Raw genomic sequence first — 20,519 nt, forward strand, 5'->3', positions numbered from 1 at the left:
TAAGAGAGTTCATGCTTAATGGATTCGCATTTGAGCGCGAGATTAGATCCATCAGCAAAAAACAAGCTGGCGACGATTTGGGCGGCTTAGGAATTTTTGCAGGCTCAGAGATCATTGCTTCTTATGTCGATCAGCTCGATGACCAAGACCGCGAAGATGCGCGATTTATGGCCCAGTATTATGAGGTGTTCTACCTCATAGAAAACATGCTTAGGCGCATGGTGTCAGATACAATGAGCGCCACCTATGGGGACGATTGGTGGGAAGAAAAAACGCCCCAAAGGGTCAAAGATGCAGTGACGACGACGCGCGCACGTGAATTGGACTCGTCAGTAACACCTAGGTCAAACAACCCTCTGGAATTCACTACCTTTGGAGAACTTAGCGTAATAATCTCCGCAAATTCAGAAGCCTTCGGAGGAATGTTCAAGTCACAAAGGGCAGCCGAGCGTGTCATAAGCCTACTCAACACACTCAGAGGACCAATAGCACACTGCGGATACCTAGCAGACGATGAAGTTGCTCGCCTGTATCTAGCTGTCCGAGATCTATTTCGCCTCATGGCCTAACCTTAAAGCGGAATATTGTCGTGCTTCTTCCAGGGGTTCTCCTGGACCTTGTTCTTCAGCGTCCGCAGCGCCTTCACCAGCCGCCGCCGCGTCCCGTGCGGCATGATGACGTCGTCGATATAGCCCAGCCCCGCCGCCACGAACGGATTGGCGAACCGGTCCTTGTACTCCGCCTCGCGCGCGGCCAGGGCCGCCGGATCGCCGGCCTCCTTGCGGAAGATGATCTCGACCGCCCCCTTGGCGCCCATGACCGCGATCTCGGCGGTGGGCCAGGCGTAGTTGACGTCGCCGCGCAGGTGTTTGGAACTCATCACGTCATAGGCGCCGCCATAGGCCTTGCGCGTGATCAGGGTCAGTTTCGGCACGGTCGCCTCGGCATAGGCGAACAGCAGCTTGGCCCCGTGTTTGATCAGGGCGCCGTATTCCTGCTTGGTCCCCGGCATGAAGCCCGGCACGTCCACCAGGGTCACCAGCGGAATGTCGAAGGCGTCGCAGAAGCGCACGAACCGCGCGGCCTTGCGGCTTGAATCGATGTCCAGCACCCCCGCCAGCACCTGGGGCTGGTTGGCGACGATGCCGACCGTCTGTCCGTCCAGCCGGCCGAAGCCGCAGATGATGTTCCTGGCGAAGTCGGCCCCGATCTCGAAGAAGTCGGTCTCGTCGACCACCTTCAGGATCAGCTCCTTCATGTCATAGGGCTGGTTCGGATTGGCCGGGATCAGGGTGTCCAGCGACGGCTCGTCCCGCTCCGGTTCGTCATAGCTCTCACGCACCGGCGGCTTTTCGCGGTTCGACAGCGGCAGGAAGCCGATCAGGCGGCGCACCTCCGACAAGGCCTCCAGATCGTTCTCGAACGCCCCGTCCGCCACGCCCGACTTGCCGGCATGGACGCGGGCGCCGCCCAGGTCCTCGTGGCTGACCAACTCATTGGTGACGGTCTTCACCACATCGGGGCCGGTCACGTACATGTAGCTCGTGTCCTTCACCATGAAGATGAAGTCGGTGATGGCGGGCGAATAGACGTCGCCGCCCGCGCACGGCCCCATAATCACGCTGATCTGGGGAATGACGCCGCTGGCGAGCGTATTCTGCAGGAAGATGTCGGCGTAGCCCGCCAGACTTTCCACGCCTTCCTGAATCCGCGCCCCACCCGCGTCGAACAGGCCGATGATCGGCGCGCCGGTGGTCAGGGCCATCTTCTGCAGCTTGACGATCTTGGCCGCATGGGCGCCCGACAGGCTGCCGCCGAAGACGGTGAAATCCTTGGAGAAGACATAGACCAGCCGCCCGCCGATCGTGCCGCGCCCCGTCACCACGCCGTCGCCGGGGATGCGCTGGTCGTGCATGCCGAAGTCGTGGCTGCGGTGCTCGACGAACATGTCGGTCTCCTCGAAAGAGCCTTCGTCCAGCAGCACGTCGATGCGTTCGCGCGCGGTCAGCTTGCCCTTGGCGTGCTGGGCGGCGATACGCTTTTCCCCGCCGCCCAGTTTGGCGGCGGCGCGGCGGCGCGCCAGTTCTTCAAGGATGGCTTGGCTCATGATGGATCTTCGCCTCTTGTTCGTTGAGAGAGGGGTGGCGCCTTCATCGCAAATAGGCAAACGCAACTTTGCAAAAAGTGTGGAACTGCGCGGGCTTGCAAAGGATGGCGATATGATCTGCAAAGTTGCGAATGGCTGAGAAGCTTTTCCTGGGCGCCAAGCTGCGCAAGCTGCGCGAGGCGCGCGGCTGGACGCTGGAGGCCTGCGCCGAGCGCCTAGGCCTGTCACCGTCCTATCTGTCGCAGATCGAGACCAACCAGCGCCCGGCGACCGCGCGAGTCCTGATCGCCCTGACCCGCGCCTTCCATGTGGACGCCAGCCTGTTCGATCTGGAGGGCGACGCCCGCCTGATCGCCGACCTGCGCGAGGCCACCACCGACATCGCGGGCCCGATGATGGGTGAGGCCGAACCGCCCACGGCCGCCGAGCTGAAACAGGCTGTCGCCAACACCCCGCGTCTGGCCCGCCAGTTCCTGGCCCTGCACCAGACCTTCCGTCGTCTGGACGAGCGGGTGAAGGCGCTGGACGACACCCTGGGCCGGGATGAACACGGCGCCAGTGTCGCCCTTTTGCCCTACGAAGAGGTGCGCGACTTCTTCCACTATCGCGACAACTACATCGACACGCTGGACACCGCGGCCGAGACGCTGGCGGCGACGCTGGTTCAGGACGGCCAGATTGAGCGGGCGTTGGAGTCTGCGCTGAGCCAGGCGCACGGCGTTCGCGTCGCCTATGTCGCCGGTCAGGAGGCGCTGCGTCGCTACGATCCCGCCAGCCGCGTCCTGACGCTGGACGCCTGGCAGCCCGGCGCGACGCGGTCGTTCCAGCTGGCGCACCAGCTGGCCCTGCTGTCCTTCCGCGACCTGATTGAGGCCGAGTTGGATCAGGCCGCCTTCCGCACCGACGCCGCACGCGACGTGGCCCGGGTCGGTCTGGCCAACTATGCGGCGGGCGCGTTGCTCTTGCCCTATCGGGCCTTCCTGGAGGCCGCGCGCGAGGAGAAGCACGACATCGACCGGCTGCGCACCCGGTTCCAGGTCAGTTTCGAGCAGGTCTGCCACCGGCTTTCGACCCTGCAACGGCCCGGCTGGCGCGGCGTGCCCTTCTATTTCGCCCGCGTGGACATGGCCGGCAACATCACCAAGCGCCACAGCGCCACCCGCTTCCAGTTCGCCCGCTTCGGCGGCGCCTGCCCGCTGTGGAACGTCCACGAGGCCTTCGCGGCGCCCGACCGGATCGGGGTGCAGCTGGCCGAGATGCCGGACGGATCGCGCTACATCTCCATCGCCCGCAGCGTGTCCAAGCCCAGCGGCTCCTATCTCGCCAACGACCGCCGCTACGCCCTGTCCCTGGGCTGCGAGGTCGAACATGCGGGCGCCCTGGTCTATGCCGCCGGCCTCGATCTGAACGGCCCGGCCGCGCGGATCGGCGTCAGCTGCCGCATCTGCGAGCGCACCGACTGCACCCAGCGCGCCTTCCCGCCCCTGGACCGGACCCTGCACGTGCCGGAGAACGAGCGCGGCGTGGTGCCCTATGTGCTGGATGGCCCGCGCCCCGACCGCTATTGATCGGGGCATGACCTCACACACACCCATCGGCGTCGCCGTCGTCGGCTACGGCCTGGCGGGCCAGACCTTCCACGCCCCCCGATCGCGGCGACCCCCGGCCTGCGCCTGATCGCCGTCGTCTCGTCCCGGCCCGAAGTGGTCCACGCCGACCTGCCTGACGTTGAGGTCCTGCCCGATCTGGACACAGCCATCGCCCGCGAGGACATCGGCCTGATCGTCGTCGCCACCCCCGACGCCCTGCACGCCGAACAGTCGATCGCCGCTCTGAGGGCCGGCAAGTCGGTGGTGGTGGACAAGCCCTTCGCGGCGACCCTGGCTGACGCCGAAGCCGTCGCCGCCGTCGCAGCGTCATCGCCCGGCGTTTTCAGCGTCTTCCAGAACCGCCGTTGGGACGCCGACTTCCTGACCCTGCGCCGCCTGATCGACCAAGGCGAACTGGGCGACGTCGCCGTTTTCGAAAGCCACTACGACCGCTTTCGTCCGACCGCTGCCGACCGCTGGAAGGACAAGCGCGACGGCGGCGTCTGGGCTGACCTGGGCCCACACCTGATCGACCAAGCGGTCCAGCTGTTCGGGCCGCCGCTGGCCATCTATGCCGACCTCCAGGCCCAACGTTTCGGCGCCACGGCCATCGACTACGCCCACGTTCTGCTGCGCTATGACCGTCTGCGCGTCATCCTGAACATGAGCCACCTCGCCGCCGAGGCCAGTCTCCGCTACGTCGTCCACGGCACGGGCGGCAGCTTCATCAAACACGGCCTCGACGCCCAGGAGTGCCAGTCCAAGGCGGGCCTGCGCCCCGGCCACCCCGACTGGGGCCTGGACCCCTCGCCGGGCGTCCTGACGAAACAGATCGACGGCGAAACCGTCCGCACCACGCCGGCTCCGGAGCGCGGCGACTATCCCGCCTTCTACGCCGCCATGCGCGATGCGATCCTCGGCAAGGGCCCGCCGCCCGTGCCCGCTGACCAGGCCCTGACCGTCATGCGCATCCTCGACTCCGGTCTGCGTAGCGCGGCGGAGCGTCGAGAGATCGCCTTTTAGCTCTTCTTGCGGCCCTTCGACGTCGCTGCAGGCGCGTGAGCCAGTCGCAGCAGATTGGCCGCACCGGGCGCCCCGAACGGCGTGCCCGCCAAAATCAGGATGCGCTGGCCCGGCTCGGCCAGACCATATTTGACCGCGCTGTTGACGGCGTCGTCCGTCACGGCCTCCAGCGAGTCTGGCTGCTCGCCCAGACGCGGCTCCAGCCCCCAGACCAGGGCTAGCCGCCGCGCGGTGTTGGGATTGGGCGTCAGCACCAGGATCGGCTTCAGCGGCCGCTCGCGCGCCATCCGCCGCGCGGTGCCGCCCAGAGTCGTAAACACCACCAGACAGCCGGTCGAGGGCGCATTCGCCGCCATCCGCGCCGCCCCGACCAGGGCGTCCACATCGTGCTCATCCATGCCGGCATGTTCGGCGCCCATCAGGCTGGGCCACATCGGATCGCGTTCGACCCGCTCGATGATCCGGCTCATGATGCCGACGGATTCCAGCGGATAGTCGCCCGACGCCGTCTCGGCCGACAGCATCAGGGCGTCCGCACCCTCATAGACCGCATTGGCGACATCGGTCGCCTCGGCGCGGGTCGGGGCCGGGGCGCTGGTCATGGATTCCAGCATCTGGGTGGCCACGATCACCGGCACGCCGCGATTGCGGGCCGCGCGCACGATCTGTTTCTGCGCCACCGGCACATCCTCGGGATCCAGCTCGACGCCCAGATCGCCACGCGCCACCATCACCCCGTCGCAATAGTCCAAGATGGCTTCCAGATCGGCCAGGGCCGCCGGCTTCTCGATCTTGGCCAGGCAGGCCGCCTGTCCGTTCACGATCCGCTTCAGCTCGGCCATGTCCTCGGGCTTCTGCACGAAGCTGAGCGCCACCCAGTCCACGCCCATCCGCAGGGCGAAGGCCAGGTCCTCACGGTCCTTGGGCGTCAGGGCCGAGACCGGGATCACCGCCTCCGGCACCGCCACGCCCTTGCGGTCCGACAGCTTCGAGCCGCTCTCGACCGTCACATCGGCCCACTCATCGGTCCGCTCGCCCACACGCAGCCGCACCCGGCCGTCGTCCAGAAGCAACAGCATGCCCTTGCGCAGCGCCTTGAAGATTTCGGGATGCGGCATCTGCACCCGCGTCTCGTCGCCGGGCGTCGGGTCCAGATCTAAACGCATGGTGTGGCCCGGCTTGACCGAGATCTCGACGTCCTTGAAACGGCCCAAACGCAGCTTCGGCCCTTGAAGGTCGGCCAACACGCCCAGCGGACGCTGCAGGGCCATTTCGGCGCCGCGCACCGCCTTCAACGCGGCGGCGTGATCCTCATGCGAACCGTGGCTGAAGTTCAGGCGGAAGACGTCCACCCCCGCCTGGGCCAGCGCCTTGACAGTGCTGGGCGCACGGCTGGCGGGTCCCAGGGTGGCGACGATGCGCGCGCGACGGGCTCGGTTCATGACGTTTCCTGTTGGCTCTCTCGGACGGCAAAACGGGGCCGCCTGGGCGAATTCGCCCTCTTCTGCCAACGAAACCCGCGCTGCGTAAGGCCGCCTTCCCCTCAGGAAACATGAGTTGACGGCTGGAAACAGGAGTTTATCTGGCCGCCGCCCCGCAGGCCGCCACGGTAAATCCGTTCAGATCGATGCACCGGCCCTCCACCTGCGGCGCGGCGACGCCGATCACATGGGCGAGGGTTGGGGCGATATCGACGGTCCGGATCGGCAGGAACCGCTCCTCGGCCTTGGCGCCCGGCCACCAGAAGATGATCGGCACGCGGCGATCATATTCCCACGGCGTGCCGTGCCCGGCCAGGGTTGAGCCGACGCGGCCGCCCGAGGTGGTGTTCTGGGTCCAGGCGAACTGGATGTCGGGCGATCGCTCAGCGACGGTCGACAGCCGCATCCGCTCGCGAACCGTCATCATCTCGGGCTGACGGCTGTCGGGCAGGGGCTCTGCCAGCAGACGGTCCCGCGTCTCGGCGAAAGCCACGTCGGGCAGGGCGCGCAGCATCTCGACCGCCGCCTCCGCCACCTGTGTCCGCAACGGATCGGGCAGCGCCTTGTGATCCGCATCGGCGACCATCCAGCCGCTTCCGCCGGACTGCAGCGGATCGGCGTCCAGGTTGAAGCGCGCCTTCAGCGCGGCGTTGACGACCTTGATCGCATCGGTGTCGGCGCGGTGCGCCTGCGGATAGCCATTCTCATGCAGCCGCTCGACGAAGTCCGAGCCGCCGTGATCGGCCGTCAGAACCACCAGCGCGCCGCCCGGAACCTGGGCCAACTTGTCCAGGAAGGCGCCCAGCGCCGCATCCAGCCGGTGCATCTGCTCGCACATCTCCGGCCCTTGGGTACCATACATGTGGCCGATGCGGTCGGTGGCCGACAGGCTGACGCCCAGCATGTCGGTTGCCGCCCCCTGCCCCAGCTTCTGGCTGTCCAGCAGATATTCCGCCGCCTTCAGCGTCTGCTCGTCCAGCAATGGCGAGGTGTCGAACTTCAGCCCCGCTGGCGGCAGCACCGAATGGAAGGTCTGGCCGCGAATGGTCCAGTCGCCCGCCAGCGCCCGGCAGTCCGCGTTCTGATAATTCCAGGCCACCGGAGTCGCCGCCGTCCAGGCGTTGAAGTCGCGGTTGAACGCCGCGACCGGCGCAAGCTTCGTCTCGGCCGTCTGACCCGGCTCGACATAAGTGGTCAGTCCAAACCCGTCGGTGAACCAGAAGGCCTGCCCCTGATGACCGGCCAAGTTGATCGCCCCGCGATCCTTGCCCGACACAGCCATGACCTTGCTGTCCGGACTGACGGCCTTCAGCCAGTCGCCCAGCGTCGTCGCGCGCAACTGATCCGGTCCCACCGGCCCGTTGTCGGTGTCGTCGCGTCCGTGCGCCAGATGGTTCTGCGGCGCGGCCAGGCAATAGACCTCCTTGCCGGTCTTGCCGTCGATCCAGTCGTTGGCGGGAATGCCGGTGTCGGCCGGGTGCATGCCGGTCAGAACGGTGGAATGGCCCGGGCAGGTCTCGGTCAGACCATGGGTCTGATAGCCGTTAATCGACACCAGTCCCTGGTCGGCCAGCCGGCGCAGGCCGCCGCTGTAGCGGCTGCGATACTGGTTGAAGAGGTTGGCGCTGAACTGATCGACCACGATGGTCACGATCAGTTTTGGCGGCGTCAGGGCCGCAGCCGACGCCTGAGGCGCAGCGGCCTGAACCGGCGGCTTGGCGACCGGCGCGCCCGCACAGGCGGCGCCCGCGATCGACAAGGCAGCCAGACACGCGGCGGCGACGTGACGCGACAGGGACATGAACAACTCCAACAACAGCCGTGCGGCCTCTAGCCGTTGCGGATGGCGCCCGCGTGACAGTCCGGCTCGCTCCTAGTGCGATTCCTTGGACCGCAGGCGCGCGACCTGATGCAGGATAAGCACCACCACCCCGCCGACGATCAGCCCGATCACGGCCGAAGCCACCGCCGTCGTCAGCCAGCTCATCACGCCTGCCAGCGGCCCGAGCAGTTCGCCGACGGCATGCGACAGATGCTCGACGGGCACGGCCGGCCAGTGCAGCCCCAGCGTATGGGAACCGTGCAGCAGAATGCCGCCGCCGACCCACAGCATGGCCGCCGTGCCGATCGCCGACAGGGCGCTCATCACCATCGGCATGCCCTTGACCAGACCCCGCCCCAGAGCGCGAACCCCGCCATTGGGCCGCTGGGCCAGATGCAGGCCGATGTCGTCCATCTTCACGATCAGGCCGACCGCGCCATAGACGACGACGGTCATGGCGATGCCGACCACCGCCAGCACAGCGGCCTGGGTCAGGATCGGCTGCGCCGCCACATCGGCCAGGGCGATGGCCATGATCTCGGCCGACAGGATCAGATCGGTGCGCACCGCGCCCGACACCGTCGTCTTCTCCAGCGCCGCCGCGTCCCCGGCGATCGGCTCCGCATCACCATGCCCGCCGTGCCCCATGGCCTCCAGCAGCTTTTCCGCCCCCTCGAAACACAGATAGGTGCCGCCGCACATCAGGATCGGCGTGATGGCCCAGGGCGCGAAGGCGCTGAGCAGCAGGGCCGCCGGCAGGATGAAGATCAGCTTGTTGCGAAACGACCCCAAGGCGATCTTGCCGATGATCGGCAGTTCGCGGCTGGGCGACAGGCCCACGACATAGCGCGGCGTCACCGCCGCATCGTCCACCACCACGCCGGCGGCCTTGGTCGAGGCCTTGCCCGCCGCCGCTCCCACGTCATCCAGCGACGCGGCCGCCAGCTTTGCGATGCCGGCGACGTCGTCCAGCAGCGCGATCAATCCAGACGGCATAGTCAGTCTTCCCGGCTGGGCGGCACATTGACGCCCTGCGATTTCAGATAGGATTTGATGTTGCGCGCGGCCTGGCGGATGCGCTGCTCGTTCTCGACCATGGCGATGCGCACGAAGCCCTCGCCGTTCTCGCCATAGCCCACGCCCGCCGCCACCGCGACCTTGGCGTGGGTCAGCAACTGCTTGGAAAACTCCAGACTGCCCAGATGTTTCAGCGCCGGCGGCAAGGGCGCCCAGGCGAACATGGAGGCGGCCGGCTTGGGAATGTCCCAACCCGCACGGCCGAAGCTCTCGACCAGCACATCACGGCGGCGGTGATAGAGTTTGCGGTTCTGCTCGACGATGTCCTGTGGCCCGTTCAGCGCGGCGCACGCCGCCGCCTGGATCGGCGTGAAGGCGCCGTAGTCGAGGTAGGACTTCACCCGCGTCATCGCCGCGACCAGCGTCTTGTTGCCGACCGCAAACCCCATGCGCCAGCCCGCCATGCTGTAGGTCTTCGACAGGGAGGTGAACTCGATCGCCACGTCCTTGGCCCCCGGCACCTGCAGGATCGAGACCGTCGGCTTGCCGTCGTAATAGAGCTCCGAATAGGCCAGATCGCTGATGATCCACAGATCGTTCGCCTTGGCGAAGTCCACGACGCGTTCATAGAAGGCCAGATCGACCGTCTCCGCCGTCGGGTTCGACGGATAGTTCATCACCAGGATCTTGGGCCGCGGCACGGTGAAGGCCATGGCCCGCTCCAACGCCTCGAAATACTTCTCGTCCGGCGTAGTCGGCACGCTGCGGATCGCCGCCCCGGCGATGATGAAGCCGAAGGTGTGGATCGGATAGGACGGATTGGGCGCCAGGATCACATCGCCCGGCTCGGTGATGGCGGTGGCCAGGCTGGCCAGCCCCTCCTTGGAGCCCATGGTGACAATCACCTCGGTTTCGGGATCCACATCGACGCCGAAGCGACGACCGTAGTAGTTGGCCTGGGCGCGTCGCAGCCCTGGGATGCCCTTGGATTGCGAATAGCCATGGGCGTCGGGCTTCCTGGCCACCTCGATCAGCTTGTCGATCACATGCTGCGGCGGCGGCAGGTCGGGGTTCCCCATCCCCAGGTCGATCACGTCCTCGCCTGCCGCACGGGCCGCCGCGCGCATCGCATTGGTCTCGGCGATGACATAGGGCGGCAACCGCTTCATGCGGTAGAATTCTTCGGACATGACAGGCTCGTCGTTGGGATCAGCGGCCGTGGATCGGCCGCTCTTAGCGCTTAGCGCGCCAGCGGCCCCGCGCAACAGCATTGAAGGTCATTTTCACCCTTTGGGCGGACGAAATCTGTGCGTCGCGCAAAAACCTGGTCGAAAAGGCTGCCGTTCAGCGCCCTCAATAGCTTAACCGCAGCCCGACGCTGACCGTTCGCGTCGGGCCGTATCCGGCGACGCCCGTGCCCGTTTCCGAGACCTCGACATCCTCGTCGAACAGATTGTCCGCCGCCATCCAAAGAGTCGCGTTCCGCGTGAAGGCCCACTCCCCTCGCGCATCCAGCGTCACGGCGGCGTCCAGCACCCGGCTGTTCAGATCATCGTCGAACCGTCTCGATTCATAACGTGCGGCCAGCGCCAGGGTCAGTCGATCGGTCGCGCGCCAATCCAGCCCGGCCGTGGCGCTCCACTCCGGCGCCTGTGCGGGACGCAAGCCGGTCAGTTGCGCGGCGGACGATCCGCCGTCGATCTCGGCGTCGGTCCAGGACGCAGCGGCGTTCAGCGACACCGCTGACGACAGGTCCAGCGCCCCCGTCAGTTCCACGCCCCAGGCGTCGATGGTCCCGGCGTTCTGGCGCTGGCGCAGCACCCCGCCCGCCGGCACGAACCCGGCGCGCGGGAAGGTCGCCGGCCCGGACCCGATCGTCACATTGACGATGGCGTCCTCGATCTGGTTCCAGAACACCGACGCGCCCCAACGCACGCCCTCGCGGTCGAAGGCCAAGCCCGTCTCCACGCCCGTCAGCGTTTCCGGCGTCAGGGCGGCGTTGGCCTCGGTGATGTCGTTGCCGACGCGGAACGGCCGATGCAGTTCGTTCAAGGTGGCGGGCCTGAACCCGGAATAGGCCGCCGCCCGCGCCGCATAGCCGCCGCCCAGATCACGCCGCACGGCCAGGCGCGCGCTGACCACCTCGCCCGACCGATCCGGATCGCTTTCATTCAGCAGGACGGCGCCGGTCGCCAGCGTGTTCTCCTGACGGAATCCGCCGGTATTCTCCCACCGATCCACCCGCAGTCCGCCCGCGACCAGCCAGTCGGCCGCGCTCCAGGACGCATCGACATAGGCGCCGGCTACCGCCGTTTCCCCGCCCGCACGCCGAATGCGGGTGAAGCCTGCCCCCGTCGGATTGCTGAACAGTTCGTTGGTCTCGCCGTCGTTGAAGCGCGCATCGGCGCCCAGCTCCCACTCCAGCCGTCCGCCCGCGAAATCCGCCCTGCGACGGCGCAGCGCCGCGTTCAGTCCCCATCCCGTCGCGGGCGTCTTGAACTGGTTGTTGGCGGGCGTCGTGGTCGATCGATCGGCCGACACCGAGGCCGAACTGTTGGCCAGATTGCTGTCGATCCGCCACGTCTGCAGCCGCCAGCCATAGCCGTCGGCCGACGGCGCCTGCGCCGCCGTGGCGCTCAGGCTGTGCCCGCTGGCGTTGGCGCGCGTTCCGGCCAGACCCGATCCGCGATCGTCTTCCCAGGTCGCCGCCCGCACCGACAGGTTCGCCTGTCCCAAGGCCGTATCGACCCGCAGCGCTGCACTTCGGCTGTCGAGATCCAGCGGCGTATCCGCGGCGCCTGCCGCCGGCCCGCGCACCGGCACATAGCCGTCGCTGACTTCGCGCAAGCCGCTCAGCGTCACCGCCAAAGGTCCCAGTCGGCTGGAGGCGGAGCCCGCCGCCCGCAACCCGCCGCGCTCGGACGCGGACACATCCAGCGCGCCGCCTTTCCCGCGTTCACGCAGGGTGATCGTGCCCGTCAGCGCGCCCGCGCCATAGGGGCCCGAGCCCGCGCCCCGGATTACGTCCAGGCTCTCCAGAGACTCCGGCGTCGCCTGGGACCAGATGACCCAGCCCCCGAACGGATCGTTCAGCGGCACGCCGTCCAGCAGCACCAGCGTCCGTCCCGCCCCCGAGGGCGCGATGGCCCTCAACGAAATCCCTTGCGTCGTCGGATTGGCCGCCGCGCTGCTGGTGCGTCGAAACAGCGACACCGCCGGCACGGACCGTAGCGCCTCATCCAGACGCGACGACCGGGACAGCACCGCCTCGTCGATCCGCACCACGGAAAACGCAGCATCGGCCGCCGCTGGCGGCAGACGCGCTGCGGTGACGACGATCTCGGGCAAAGCAGTGGGCGTGACGGGGGGAGGAACGTCCTGGATCATGCGCCGTCCCTACGGCTTTGCCACCCGAGGGCAAAGCCTGGCCTCAAAAAGAAAAAAGAATCGTCAGGCCCAGACCACATCGATACGGGGCGTGAGCGCATTGTTCCGCCGGCACAGTGAGATCGGCGTGCATAGCATGCTGCGGATTTGGTCCCGGTTCTGGATGACGCGGGTCGCAAGTTTGGGCGTGAGATGGCAGGGGACGCCTCAAGATCCGAACAGGCTAGGCGGTCGAGTGGGGCGGCCAAGCCGCCTGACAGCGCACTCTTCTGCGCCGTCTCCAGGACCTTTGGCCGCGCGGCGGCGCGCGCTTCCGCATGCCGGACATGCAGGGCAGGTCGGTGGCGCGGACACCATGCAGGCGGACGGAATCAGCAGCGGGACAGGCCTGATCGAAACACTAGAGGAAAGGACGATCGCCCGATCGGCGGTCCGCAAGCGGACCAGTCGCTCCTATGTCGAACGAGCGGTATGCTCTTATCTCGACGCGATCGCGCGAGATGTCGTCGGTCGGGAGACAACTTCCCCGTCCCGCCTGTGGACGGTGCTGAGACGTCGGTCCGCGAGCCTGCGGATACGACGTCTCAGCACCTGCGGATCAAAACCGCTTGGTCAGTTGCACGCCATAGGTGCGCGGTTCGTTAACGAAGGCCGTCAGGTTGTTGAAGTCGATGGCGCCGATCACATTCTCTTCGTCCGTCAGGTTGCGGACGTAGGCGGCGGCCTCGATACCGCGCGACAGATCACGCCAGCCTGCGCGCAGCCCGCCTTCGAAATGCGTGTCCTGCATGAACTCGACCGATTCATAGAGGAACAGGTTGAAGTTCTTCTGCATGACCCAGTCGGTCGAGGCGAACAGCTCGGTGTCGTTCCCCAACGACCGGACGTAGTTCAGCGTCAGGTTGGCGGTGTATTCCGGCGCCTGGGGGAAGGGATTGCCGTCGATGGCGGCGCGACGGGTGGCGCCCACCATGACGATGGGATCGGTCACGGTGCAGTTGGAGCCGCAGACGGCGACCAAGAGATCCTTGTCCTTGATCTCGGTATGGTTCCAGGCGCCGCCGGCCGCCAGGCTGAAGCCCGCGCCCAGATCGATGTCGCCGTCCAGCTCCAGGCCGTATCCCTCGCCCTTCTTGGCGTTGATCAGGCGGTTGGAGTTGTCCGCACCGCCGATGGCGGTGAACTGCATGTCGCTGACTTCATAGACATAGGCGGTGGCGTTGAAGCGCGCCCGGCCGTCCATCATCCGCGCCTTCAGACCCGTTTCGTAGGACATGACGGTCTCGGAGTTCGCCGTCGTCAGGACCGGCAGGTTGCGGCCCTGGATCGACGGGCCGCGATAGCCCTTGGCCACGCGCGCGAACAGGTTCAGGTCGTCGTTCACCTGATAGACCACGCTGACGTCCCAGCTGACCTGCTGGTCCCCGACCGACACGGCGCCCTGGCCGCCAACCGGCGTTCCGACCACGATCCGGCCGTTGTAGTGGCGATTGTCGTCGGTGTAGCGCAGACCCGCCGTCACCTTCAGCGCCTCGGTCACCTTGTAGCTGCCTTGGCCGAAGATCGACCAGGAATCGGACTTCTGCACGATATCGGTGATCTTGGTTGGGATCAGACCGCCAACGCCGTTGAACGTGCCGCTGACGAGGTTGAAGCGCTCGTCCCAATAGAAGGCGCCGACCTGCCAGCCGACCCGCCCGTCGCCGTTCGAGGCCAGGCGCAGCTCATAGGTGTTCTGCAGCAGGTCGCTGGCAAGGGTGCCGGTCTCGGAGTTGAACGGGGTCTTGTAGGAAGCAGTCGCCGGGGCGGTGGCCACGCCGCCGTCGATGTCGCCGTCGCCCTGGGACCAGCCCTGATAAGAGCCGACGATGCCCGTCAGGATGGCGGGACCGAAGTCATAGGCCACCTTCAACGATTCGGACGTCGTCTTCTGCTTCTGGAAGTTGTTGCGGCCGCCGTCGTAATAGACGGTGTCGCGGTCGAAGTTGTCGTTCAGCTTGTTGGAGCCCTTGGTCAGGGCGTTGGCGCGGTTCATCGTGCCCGTGCCGTCATAGTCGCGGGCCTGCAGCGTCAGCAGGGTCGATAGCCGATCGGTCGGCGTCCAGGCGACGTGAACGCGCGCGGCCAGATCGTCGAAGCCGCCCAGATCATCCTTGTCGGGATTGGCGAACGACGGATTGTAGGCATTGTTCACCCAGTCGTCGCGATGGTTCCACAGGATGGCGCCGCGCACCTGAAGCGTGTCCGACGCCGGCAGGGTGACGGCCGCCTCGGCCCGGGTCGAACCCAGGTTGCCATAGGTCAGCGAGCCGAAGCCGGTGAAGTCGTCCGACGGCTTGACGGTGTCGATCTTGACCACGCCTGCGGGCGTGTTGCGGCCGAACAGCGTGCCCTGCGGGCCGCGCAGAACCTCCAGCTGCTGCACGTCGAACAGGGGAAAGCCCTTCAGATAGACGCTCTCCAGCACGACGTCGTCCAGCACGACCGACACCGGCTGCGAGGCGGTGAAGTCGAAATCCACATTGCCCAGGCCGCGAATGTAGAAGCGCGGCGCGTAACGGCCGTTCGAGCTTTCGACCTGCAGGCTGGGCACGCGGCCCGACAGCGACAGGATGTCGGCGCCGCCGGCCGAAACCTCCTGCAGCGTCTGCGGGCTCAAGGCGGTGACGGCGAACGGCACGTCGCGGATGTTCTCGCTGCGGCGCTGGGCGGTGACGACGATGTCGTCGACGCCGGCGGGCTCAATGGCGGCGTCCGTCGTCTGGGCGAGAACCGAGCCGGCGCTCAACAGGGCGATGCCGCTGACGGTGGCGGCCAGAAGGGCTTGGCGAAGCATGATCGAGATTTCCTTGGCGACAGGGGAGGACGTGTCGCGCGAGGCCGTAAAGCTTCACAGCCATGGCCGCCAGTGCAGAGCGGACCTGTTTCTTGAACCTTTGAAGACGCGGCCACACCCGTGTGACAATCTGTCTTTGGGCGGGGGCTGCAGGGTGCGGCGCCATTGTGCTGGGGCGCCCGAAATGCGAACCTGAACAGCTGCGTGAGTTCGCTCCGCACGTCCTCCTCGACATCGTTTGGATCGCGTATGCCTCTCGTCACGCCCTCCCGTCGCCGGCTGCTTCAACTCGCCGGGGCGACGGCGATCACGCCAGGGCTGATCGGCATGAAGCCGGCGCATGTGATCGGCCGCGTGCTCGCCGTGTCGGACATGCACTCGGCCTATGAGCGAACCGCGCAGTTGCTGGCCGCCTTCGAGACCGAAGTCCGCGCCAACCCGGTCCCGCACGTCATCGCCATTGACGGCGACATCTTCGAACACGGAAATGTCGTCGCCGCGCGGTCTGGCGGCGTGATCGACTGGGCCTTCCTGGCGGCCTTGCCGGCGATCGCGCCCACCGTGTTCAACCTGGGCAATCACGACAACGACCTCACCCCCGACCTGGCTGACGTCGTCGCGCGCCTGAAGGGTCTGCGGATCCAGGTTGTCAGCACCATCGGCGATACGCGCACGGGCGCCGGCTATGCTCACGCGTCCACGACCCTGCCTTTCGGCCGCCGTTCGCTGCGGGTCGTAGGCCTGGCGACCAATGCGCTGACCACCTATCCCAAGGCGTCTCGCGAGCATTTGTCGATCCCCGTCGCCGCCGACTGGGCGAGCGCCAATCTCGCCGGAGCTCTGGCCGACGCCGACCTCGTCATGGTCATGAGCCACGCCGGGGTGACCGCCGACCGGGATATCCTGCCGCTGCTGCCGGACGGCAGCCTGATGGTCGGCGGTCACAACCACCTGCTGTTCCAGCACCGCCAGGGCCGCAGCGCCTATGTCCATACCGGTTCCTGGACCGCGGCCTATACGGTAGCCGAGTTCCTGTCAGACGGCTCGGTCGCGGCGCAGTCGCGCGCCGTCGCGCGGGATGCCCCCGCCTCTCCTGCGTTGGCGGACCTGATCGCCGCGACTCTCGCCGCCAATCTGACCGATGAGGAGCGAACCATTCTAGGAAGCAGCCCTCGCGCCCTGTCGCTGGGCGATACGGGACGGCGTGTCGCCGCCGGACTGGCCCAGGCGACCGGGGCCGACGCCGGCTTTATCGGCCACACCACCCTGGGGACCGGCGTCCCGGCCGGGCCGGTCAGCCGCTACGATTTTGATTCCATCGTCCGCTTTGACGGCAAGCTGATGATCGCCACGGTGTCACGCGCAGAGTTGGAACGCGTCATGCCTCGCGCCAATCAGGACCGCGCGATGCCCCTGGCCGACCGTAGCGGTGACTTCCTTTATGCGGCGGTGGTTTCACCGAAAGCCGATCAGGTTCGCATCGTTACCACCGACTGGTGCGCCACGAACCAAGGCGAGTATTTCGGAGTAACGGACCTTCGTTTCGAAGCGATCGCTGAAGCGACCGTGAAACGCGCTGCAGCCGCCGCGCTCCTGGAGTTTTGAGGGCTCAGCCGCCACACACCTGACCGCTTGGCTGCGTCTGAAGCCTTTGTGCGGGGGACAGGGTGCGTAGATCGGGCTTGGAAACCAAAAAGCCGCTAGATCGATGATCCAGCGGCTTTTTGTTATTCTGGGTGCGGGAGTAGGATTTGAACCTACGACCTTCAGGTTATGAGAACGATTTTTAGAGTTTTCACTTCTCGCGACGGCGCTTCTTATTGAACGCTAAACCCCTACTATGCCTGACTTTCTGTTGACGCCCCAGCCATTCTGACTCACCGTTTCTGCGATCTATTTCGCCCTGCTTTTCCGCCAACCGCTTCCATATTGCTTCCACGGAACAACCGGCTTGAAACGCGGCGACATCGTCAGAAAAGGACTTGGAGATGGCCAGCGAGAAGTTGAGCAAGCGCGTGGTGGACCGCCTCGAGGCTCGCGCCAGAGATTACATTATTTTCGATGGCGAGTTGCCGGGTTTCGGCGTCCGCGTGATGCCAAATGGCAAACGCTTCTATCTGATCCAGTATCGGCGGCACGGCCGAACGCGACGCATGGCGCTGGGCCAGCATGGCGTCGTGACGGCCGAGATCGCGCGACGAGAGGCCAACCGGATGCTGGGCGCCGTTCGCGGCGGCGGGGCCGATCCAGCGACGTTGCGCGACATGGAGCGTCAGGCAGCGACGGTTCAGGAGTTGGGAGCGCGCTTCCTCAAGGAACATGTCGCCGTGCGCTGCAAGCCGACCACCGAGTACGAGTACAAGCGAGCCATTCAGTTCTTCATCAATCCGTTCTTCGGCAAACAGAGGGTTCGGACAGTGACCTCTGCCGACGTGGCGGAGTTGCATGGGAAGTATGCCCATACCCCCTACCAATCGAACCGGGTCCTAGGCGTTCTCTCCAAGATGATGAACCTGGCCGAGGTCTGGGGCATGCGGGACAAGCGCACCAATCCATGCGACGACGTGAAGGCCTTCCCCGAGCGCAAGCGAGAGCGCTTCCTGTCGCCCGAAGAGATCGAGCGCCTGGGCGCGGCCCTTCAAGAGGCCGAGCGCACAGGCGCAGAAAGCCGTTTCGCCGTCGCCGCCTTCAGGCTGCTGCTGCTCACCGGCTGCCGCCTGCGCGAAATCCAGACATTGAAGTGGAGCTATATCGACTTCAGGGCTGGCCGCTTCCGGCTGCCGGACAGCAAGACCGGAGCGAAGACGGTCTACCTGGGCGACGCCGTCGTCGAACTGCTGCGCAAGCTGCCTGAGGTGGACGGCAATCCCTACGTCATCGTCGGCAAGTTGGAAGGAAGCCACCTCACCGATCTCCAGCATCCGTGGCGGCGCATTCGTAAGACTGCCAACCTGGAAGACGTTCGCATTCACGACCTTCGCCACACCTATGCGTCGGACGGCGTCTTGGCGGGCGAAGGCTTGCCGATGATCGGCAAGCTATTGGGACACACTCAGGTTCAGACCACCGCCCGGTATGCGCACCTTGCCGACCACCCGGTGAGAGAAGCGGCGACGCGGATCGCGGGACGGCTGGCGTCAGCGCTGGGGTGAAGCTGGGCCACCTCCAGATAGCCCTCTCACCTCGATTGACGGTCGCCCTGGCGATGTCAGAGAACGCCGATCAACATCGTAACGGCCGCTCAACCTTCAGCGAGCATCGTGTGCTGATGCGCCGAAAATCGCCCCATAGATCTCACCGGCAAGCGCCCCCTGCTCGCCCCTTCCAGCTACCTTTTGCTGCCGTCGTCGGCCTAACCGCTGTTGTGGCTTTTGCCCTGACCTGGTTCGCGATCACGCCATCAGCTCCTCGCGCAGCAGTCGCGTCATATGTCAAAGTGCGCACGACCGATCAGCATTACAGCGGCTGCACGGCCGTGCGGGCAGCCGGCCGAAAAGACATCCCCAGTTGGGATCCCTCATATCGCTCCTGGATGGACGGCGATGGTGACGGCCTCGCCTGCGAGCCGCCGCGTGGCGGCTATTGATCCGCTTTGCGCCAGTAGCGGTCATTCACTCACCGCCGGAAACCGGACCTCGGCAACACACCTAGGTGAGCGTCCGCAACGGGTCGAGGCTGTGTGAAAACGCCTCCAGCTTGAGCAAATTCGTTTAACCTTCCTGATGTCAGCAGGAGGTGGGTATGAGCCGCTTCGTTCAGGGTGCCGATCGCCGGCAGCCGACGCTGCTTCCCGAATGTCTCGACGACTATGTGGCCGAGGATAATCCGGTTCGGGTCGTCGATGTCTTTGTCGATGAGTTGGACCTCAGGGGGCTGGGCTTCGTCGGCATGACGCCGGCGACGACGGGCCGGCCGGCCTATCACCCGGCCATGCTGCTGAAGCTCTATGTCTATGGCTACCTGAACAAGGTGCAGTCCAGCCGGCGGCTGGAGCGCGAGGCGCAGCGCAACGTCGAGCCGATGTGGCTGACGGGGCGGCTGGCTCCGGACCACAAGACCATCGCCGCCTTCCGCCGCGAGAACGGCCCGGCGATCCAGGCGGCTTGCGTCCAGTTCGTGGTGCTGTGCCGGCAGCTGGGCCTGTTCGGTGCGGCCCTGGTCGCCATCGACGGGTCGAAGTTCAAGGCAGTGAACACCCGGGATCGCAACTTCACCGCCTACAAGCTGAAGCGGCGGATTGAGCAGGTTGCCGAGCACATCACCGGCTATCTGCAGGACCTGGACACGGCGGATCGTCACGAGGGCGAGGCCGCCGAGGCGCGGTCCGGACGGCTGGTCGAGAAGATCGATCGGCTGCGCGCCCAGATGGCGATGCTCAAGACCATGGAGGCCGAGGTCGAGGCGTCGCCGGACGGCCAGGTCTCCCTGACCGATCCCGACGCCAGATCCATGGCCACGTCGGGCCGGGGAGCGGCATCGTCGGCTACAACGTCCAGTCCGCCGTCGAAGGCGAGCATCACCTGATCGTCGCCCACGAGGTGGTGATGACGGGAAGCGACCGGGAGCAACTGGCCTCCATGGCGGCGAAGGCTAAGGACGCCATGGGCGTGGAGACGCTCGATGTGCTGGCCGACCGGGGCTACTTCTCCGGCGAGGAGATCCTCGCCTGCGAGACCATGAGCGTGACGCCCTTCGTGCCCAAGCCCCTGACGTCAGGCGCCAAGGCGGCAGGCCGCTTCGGCAAACAGGACTTCGTCTACCTGTCCGATCAGGACGTCTACCGCTGCCCGGCCGGCGCGCTGCTGCCGCGCCACATGACGCCCGTCGAGAAGGGCATGACCCTGCACCGATACGGGGACCGGGCCAGTTGCGCCGGCTGCTCGCTCAAGAGCCAATGCACGCCAAGCATTGAGCGGCGCGTCACCCGTTGGGAGCATGAGGGCGTGATCGACGCGCTTCAGGCCCGAACGGACCTAGCCCCGCGCGCCATGCGCACCCGACGACGGCTGGTCGAACACCCGTTCGGAACGATCAAGGCCTGGATGGGCCACACTCACTTCCTGATGAAGCGGTTGCCCAACGTGAAGACCGAGATCAGCCTCCACATCCTCGCCTACAACATGAAGCGCGTGATGGCGGTGCTGGGAACCAAGCCCCTGATGGAAGCGATCAGGGCCTGAGAGAAGGAGATACTTCGCGCCTTGAGGCCTCCGCCGTTCCCTCCCAGCTCGGCGCGTTTTTACACGGCCTCGACCCG

At 66.1% G+C, this 20,519-nt stretch carries 13 protein-coding genes and 1 pseudogene; 7 read left to right on the forward strand and 7 right to left on the reverse strand.

The window, feature by feature from the left end; translation table 11 throughout:
* Positions 1–11: 11 nt before the first annotated feature.
* Positions 12–569: a Swt1 family HEPN domain-containing protein gene (locus tag O2K97_RS13260; protein WP_269219626.1), complete on the forward strand. Its 558-nt coding sequence runs from the start codon at positions 12–14 to the stop codon at positions 567–569.
* Between the two features lie 2 nt (positions 570–571).
* On the opposite strand, the gene O2K97_RS13265 is transcribed toward O2K97_RS13260, so the two are convergent.
* Complete coding sequence (locus O2K97_RS13265; protein WP_269219627.1) at positions 572–2,107, reverse strand: acyl-CoA carboxylase subunit beta; 1,536 nt, start codon at positions 2,105–2,107, stop codon at positions 572–574.
* Positions 2,108–2,238: 131 nt separating this feature from the next.
* Here O2K97_RS13265 and O2K97_RS13270 point away from each other — a divergent pair, with 131 nt between their 5' ends.
* Positions 2,239–3,675, forward strand: a complete 1,437-nt coding sequence (locus O2K97_RS13270) for a helix-turn-helix domain-containing protein (RefSeq protein ID WP_269219628.1) — start codon at positions 2,239–2,241, stop codon at positions 3,673–3,675.
* Positions 3,676–3,810: 135 nt separating this feature from the next.
* Entirely contained in the window at positions 3,811–4,719 is a 909-nt protein-coding gene (locus tag O2K97_RS13275) for an oxidoreductase (RefSeq protein ID WP_269219629.1), read from the forward strand.
* On the opposite strand, the gene pyk is transcribed toward O2K97_RS13275, so the two are convergent.
* From pyk to O2K97_RS13305, 6 genes are all read right to left on the reverse strand, one after another.
* Positions 4,716–6,161, reverse strand: coding sequence for a pyruvate kinase (gene pyk, locus O2K97_RS13280; protein ID WP_269219630.1), 1,446 nt, complete (start codon positions 6,159–6,161; stop codon positions 4,716–4,718). The two genes, O2K97_RS13275 and pyk, sit on opposite strands and share 4 nt — an antisense overlap.
* Before the next feature lie 136 nt (positions 6,162–6,297).
* Entirely contained in the window at positions 6,298–8,001 is a 1,704-nt protein-coding gene (locus tag O2K97_RS13285; protein ID WP_269219631.1) for an alkaline phosphatase family protein, read from the reverse strand.
* 72 nt (positions 8,002–8,073) lie between these two features.
* Positions 8,074–9,018, reverse strand: coding sequence for a DUF808 domain-containing protein (locus O2K97_RS13290; protein WP_269219632.1), 945 nt, complete (start codon positions 9,016–9,018; stop codon positions 8,074–8,076).
* 2 nt (positions 9,019–9,020) lie between these two features.
* Positions 9,021–10,229 carry an LL-diaminopimelate aminotransferase gene (locus O2K97_RS13295; RefSeq protein WP_269219633.1) on the reverse strand — a complete coding sequence of 403 codons (1,209 nt, stop codon included), beginning with the start codon at positions 10,227–10,229 and terminating at the stop codon, positions 9,021–9,023.
* A gap of 163 nt (positions 10,230–10,392) precedes the next feature.
* On the reverse strand, positions 10,393–12,426 hold the full coding sequence (locus tag O2K97_RS13300) for a TonB-dependent receptor (protein WP_269219634.1): 2,034 nt from the start codon (positions 12,424–12,426) through the stop codon (positions 10,393–10,395).
* A 598-nt stretch (positions 12,427–13,024) separates the two neighbouring features.
* A complete protein-coding gene (locus tag O2K97_RS13305) occupies positions 13,025–15,262 on the reverse strand; it encodes a TonB-dependent receptor (protein ID WP_269219635.1) in 2,238 nt (745 codons plus the stop codon).
* Positions 15,263–15,511: 249 nt separating this feature from the next.
* On the opposite strand from O2K97_RS13305, the gene O2K97_RS13310 reads away from it, so the two are divergent.
* The 4 genes and pseudogenes from O2K97_RS13310 (at position 15,512) to O2K97_RS13320 (ending at position 20,442) form a co-directional block, all read left to right on the forward strand.
* Entirely contained in the window at positions 15,512–16,867 is a 1,356-nt protein-coding gene (locus tag O2K97_RS13310; protein ID WP_269219636.1) for a metallophosphoesterase, read from the forward strand.
* A 383-nt stretch (positions 16,868–17,250) separates the two neighbouring features.
* Positions 17,251–18,414 (forward strand): site-specific integrase, encoded by a 1,164-nt coding sequence (locus O2K97_RS13315; protein WP_249750293.1) that lies wholly within the window; start codon positions 17,251–17,253, stop codon positions 18,412–18,414.
* 116 nt (positions 18,415–18,530) lie between these two features.
* Positions 18,531–18,848, forward strand: a complete 318-nt coding sequence (locus tag O2K97_RS15750; protein WP_409516146.1) for an excalibur calcium-binding domain-containing protein — start codon at positions 18,531–18,533, stop codon at positions 18,846–18,848.
* Between the two features lie 155 nt (positions 18,849–19,003).
* Positions 19,004–20,442 (forward strand): annotated as a pseudogene (locus O2K97_RS13320) (IS1182 family transposase).
* The last annotated feature ends 77 nt before the right edge of the window (positions 20,443–20,519 follow it).

The sequence above is a fragment of the Brevundimonas vesicularis genome (assembly GCF_027105095.1).
Lineage (GTDB): Bacteria > Pseudomonadota > Alphaproteobacteria > Caulobacterales > Caulobacteraceae > Brevundimonas > Brevundimonas vesicularis_E.

Bases quoted from the DNA above. Each gene is read 5' to 3' on its own strand.
- O2K97_RS13290 (WP_269219632.1), bottom strand. From the start codon at position 9,018: ATGCCGTCTGGATTGATCGCGCTGCTGGACGACGTCGCCGGCATCGCA.
- O2K97_RS13295 (WP_269219633.1), bottom strand. From the start codon at position 10,229: ATGTCCGAAGAATTCTACCGCATGAAGCGGTTGCCGCCCTATGTCATC.
- O2K97_RS13285 (WP_269219631.1), bottom strand. From the start codon at position 8,001: ATGTCCCTGTCGCGTCACGTCGCCGCCGCGTGTCTGGCTGCCTTGTCG.
- O2K97_RS13300 (WP_269219634.1), bottom strand. From the start codon at position 12,426: ATGATCCAGGACGTTCCTCCCCCCGTCACGCCCACTGCTTTGCCCGAG.
- pyk (WP_269219630.1), bottom strand. From the start codon at position 6,161: ATGAACCGAGCCCGTCGCGCGCGCATCGTCGCCACCCTGGGACCCGCC.
- O2K97_RS15750 (WP_409516146.1), top strand. From the start codon at position 18,531: ATGCGCCGAAAATCGCCCCATAGATCTCACCGGCAAGCGCCCCCTGCT.
- O2K97_RS13310 (WP_269219636.1), top strand. From the start codon at position 15,512: ATGCCTCTCGTCACGCCCTCCCGTCGCCGGCTGCTTCAACTCGCCGGG.
- O2K97_RS13260 (WP_269219626.1), top strand. From the start codon at position 12: ATGCTTAATGGATTCGCATTTGAGCGCGAGATTAGATCCATCAGCAAA.
- O2K97_RS13265 (WP_269219627.1), bottom strand. From the start codon at position 2,107: ATGAGCCAAGCCATCCTTGAAGAACTGGCGCGCCGCCGCGCCGCCGCC.
- O2K97_RS13270 (WP_269219628.1), top strand. From the start codon at position 2,239: ATGGCTGAGAAGCTTTTCCTGGGCGCCAAGCTGCGCAAGCTGCGCGAG.
- O2K97_RS13315 (WP_249750293.1), top strand. From the start codon at position 17,251: ATGGCCAGCGAGAAGTTGAGCAAGCGCGTGGTGGACCGCCTCGAGGCT.
- O2K97_RS13305 (WP_269219635.1), bottom strand. From the start codon at position 15,262: ATGCTTCGCCAAGCCCTTCTGGCCGCCACCGTCAGCGGCATCGCCCTG.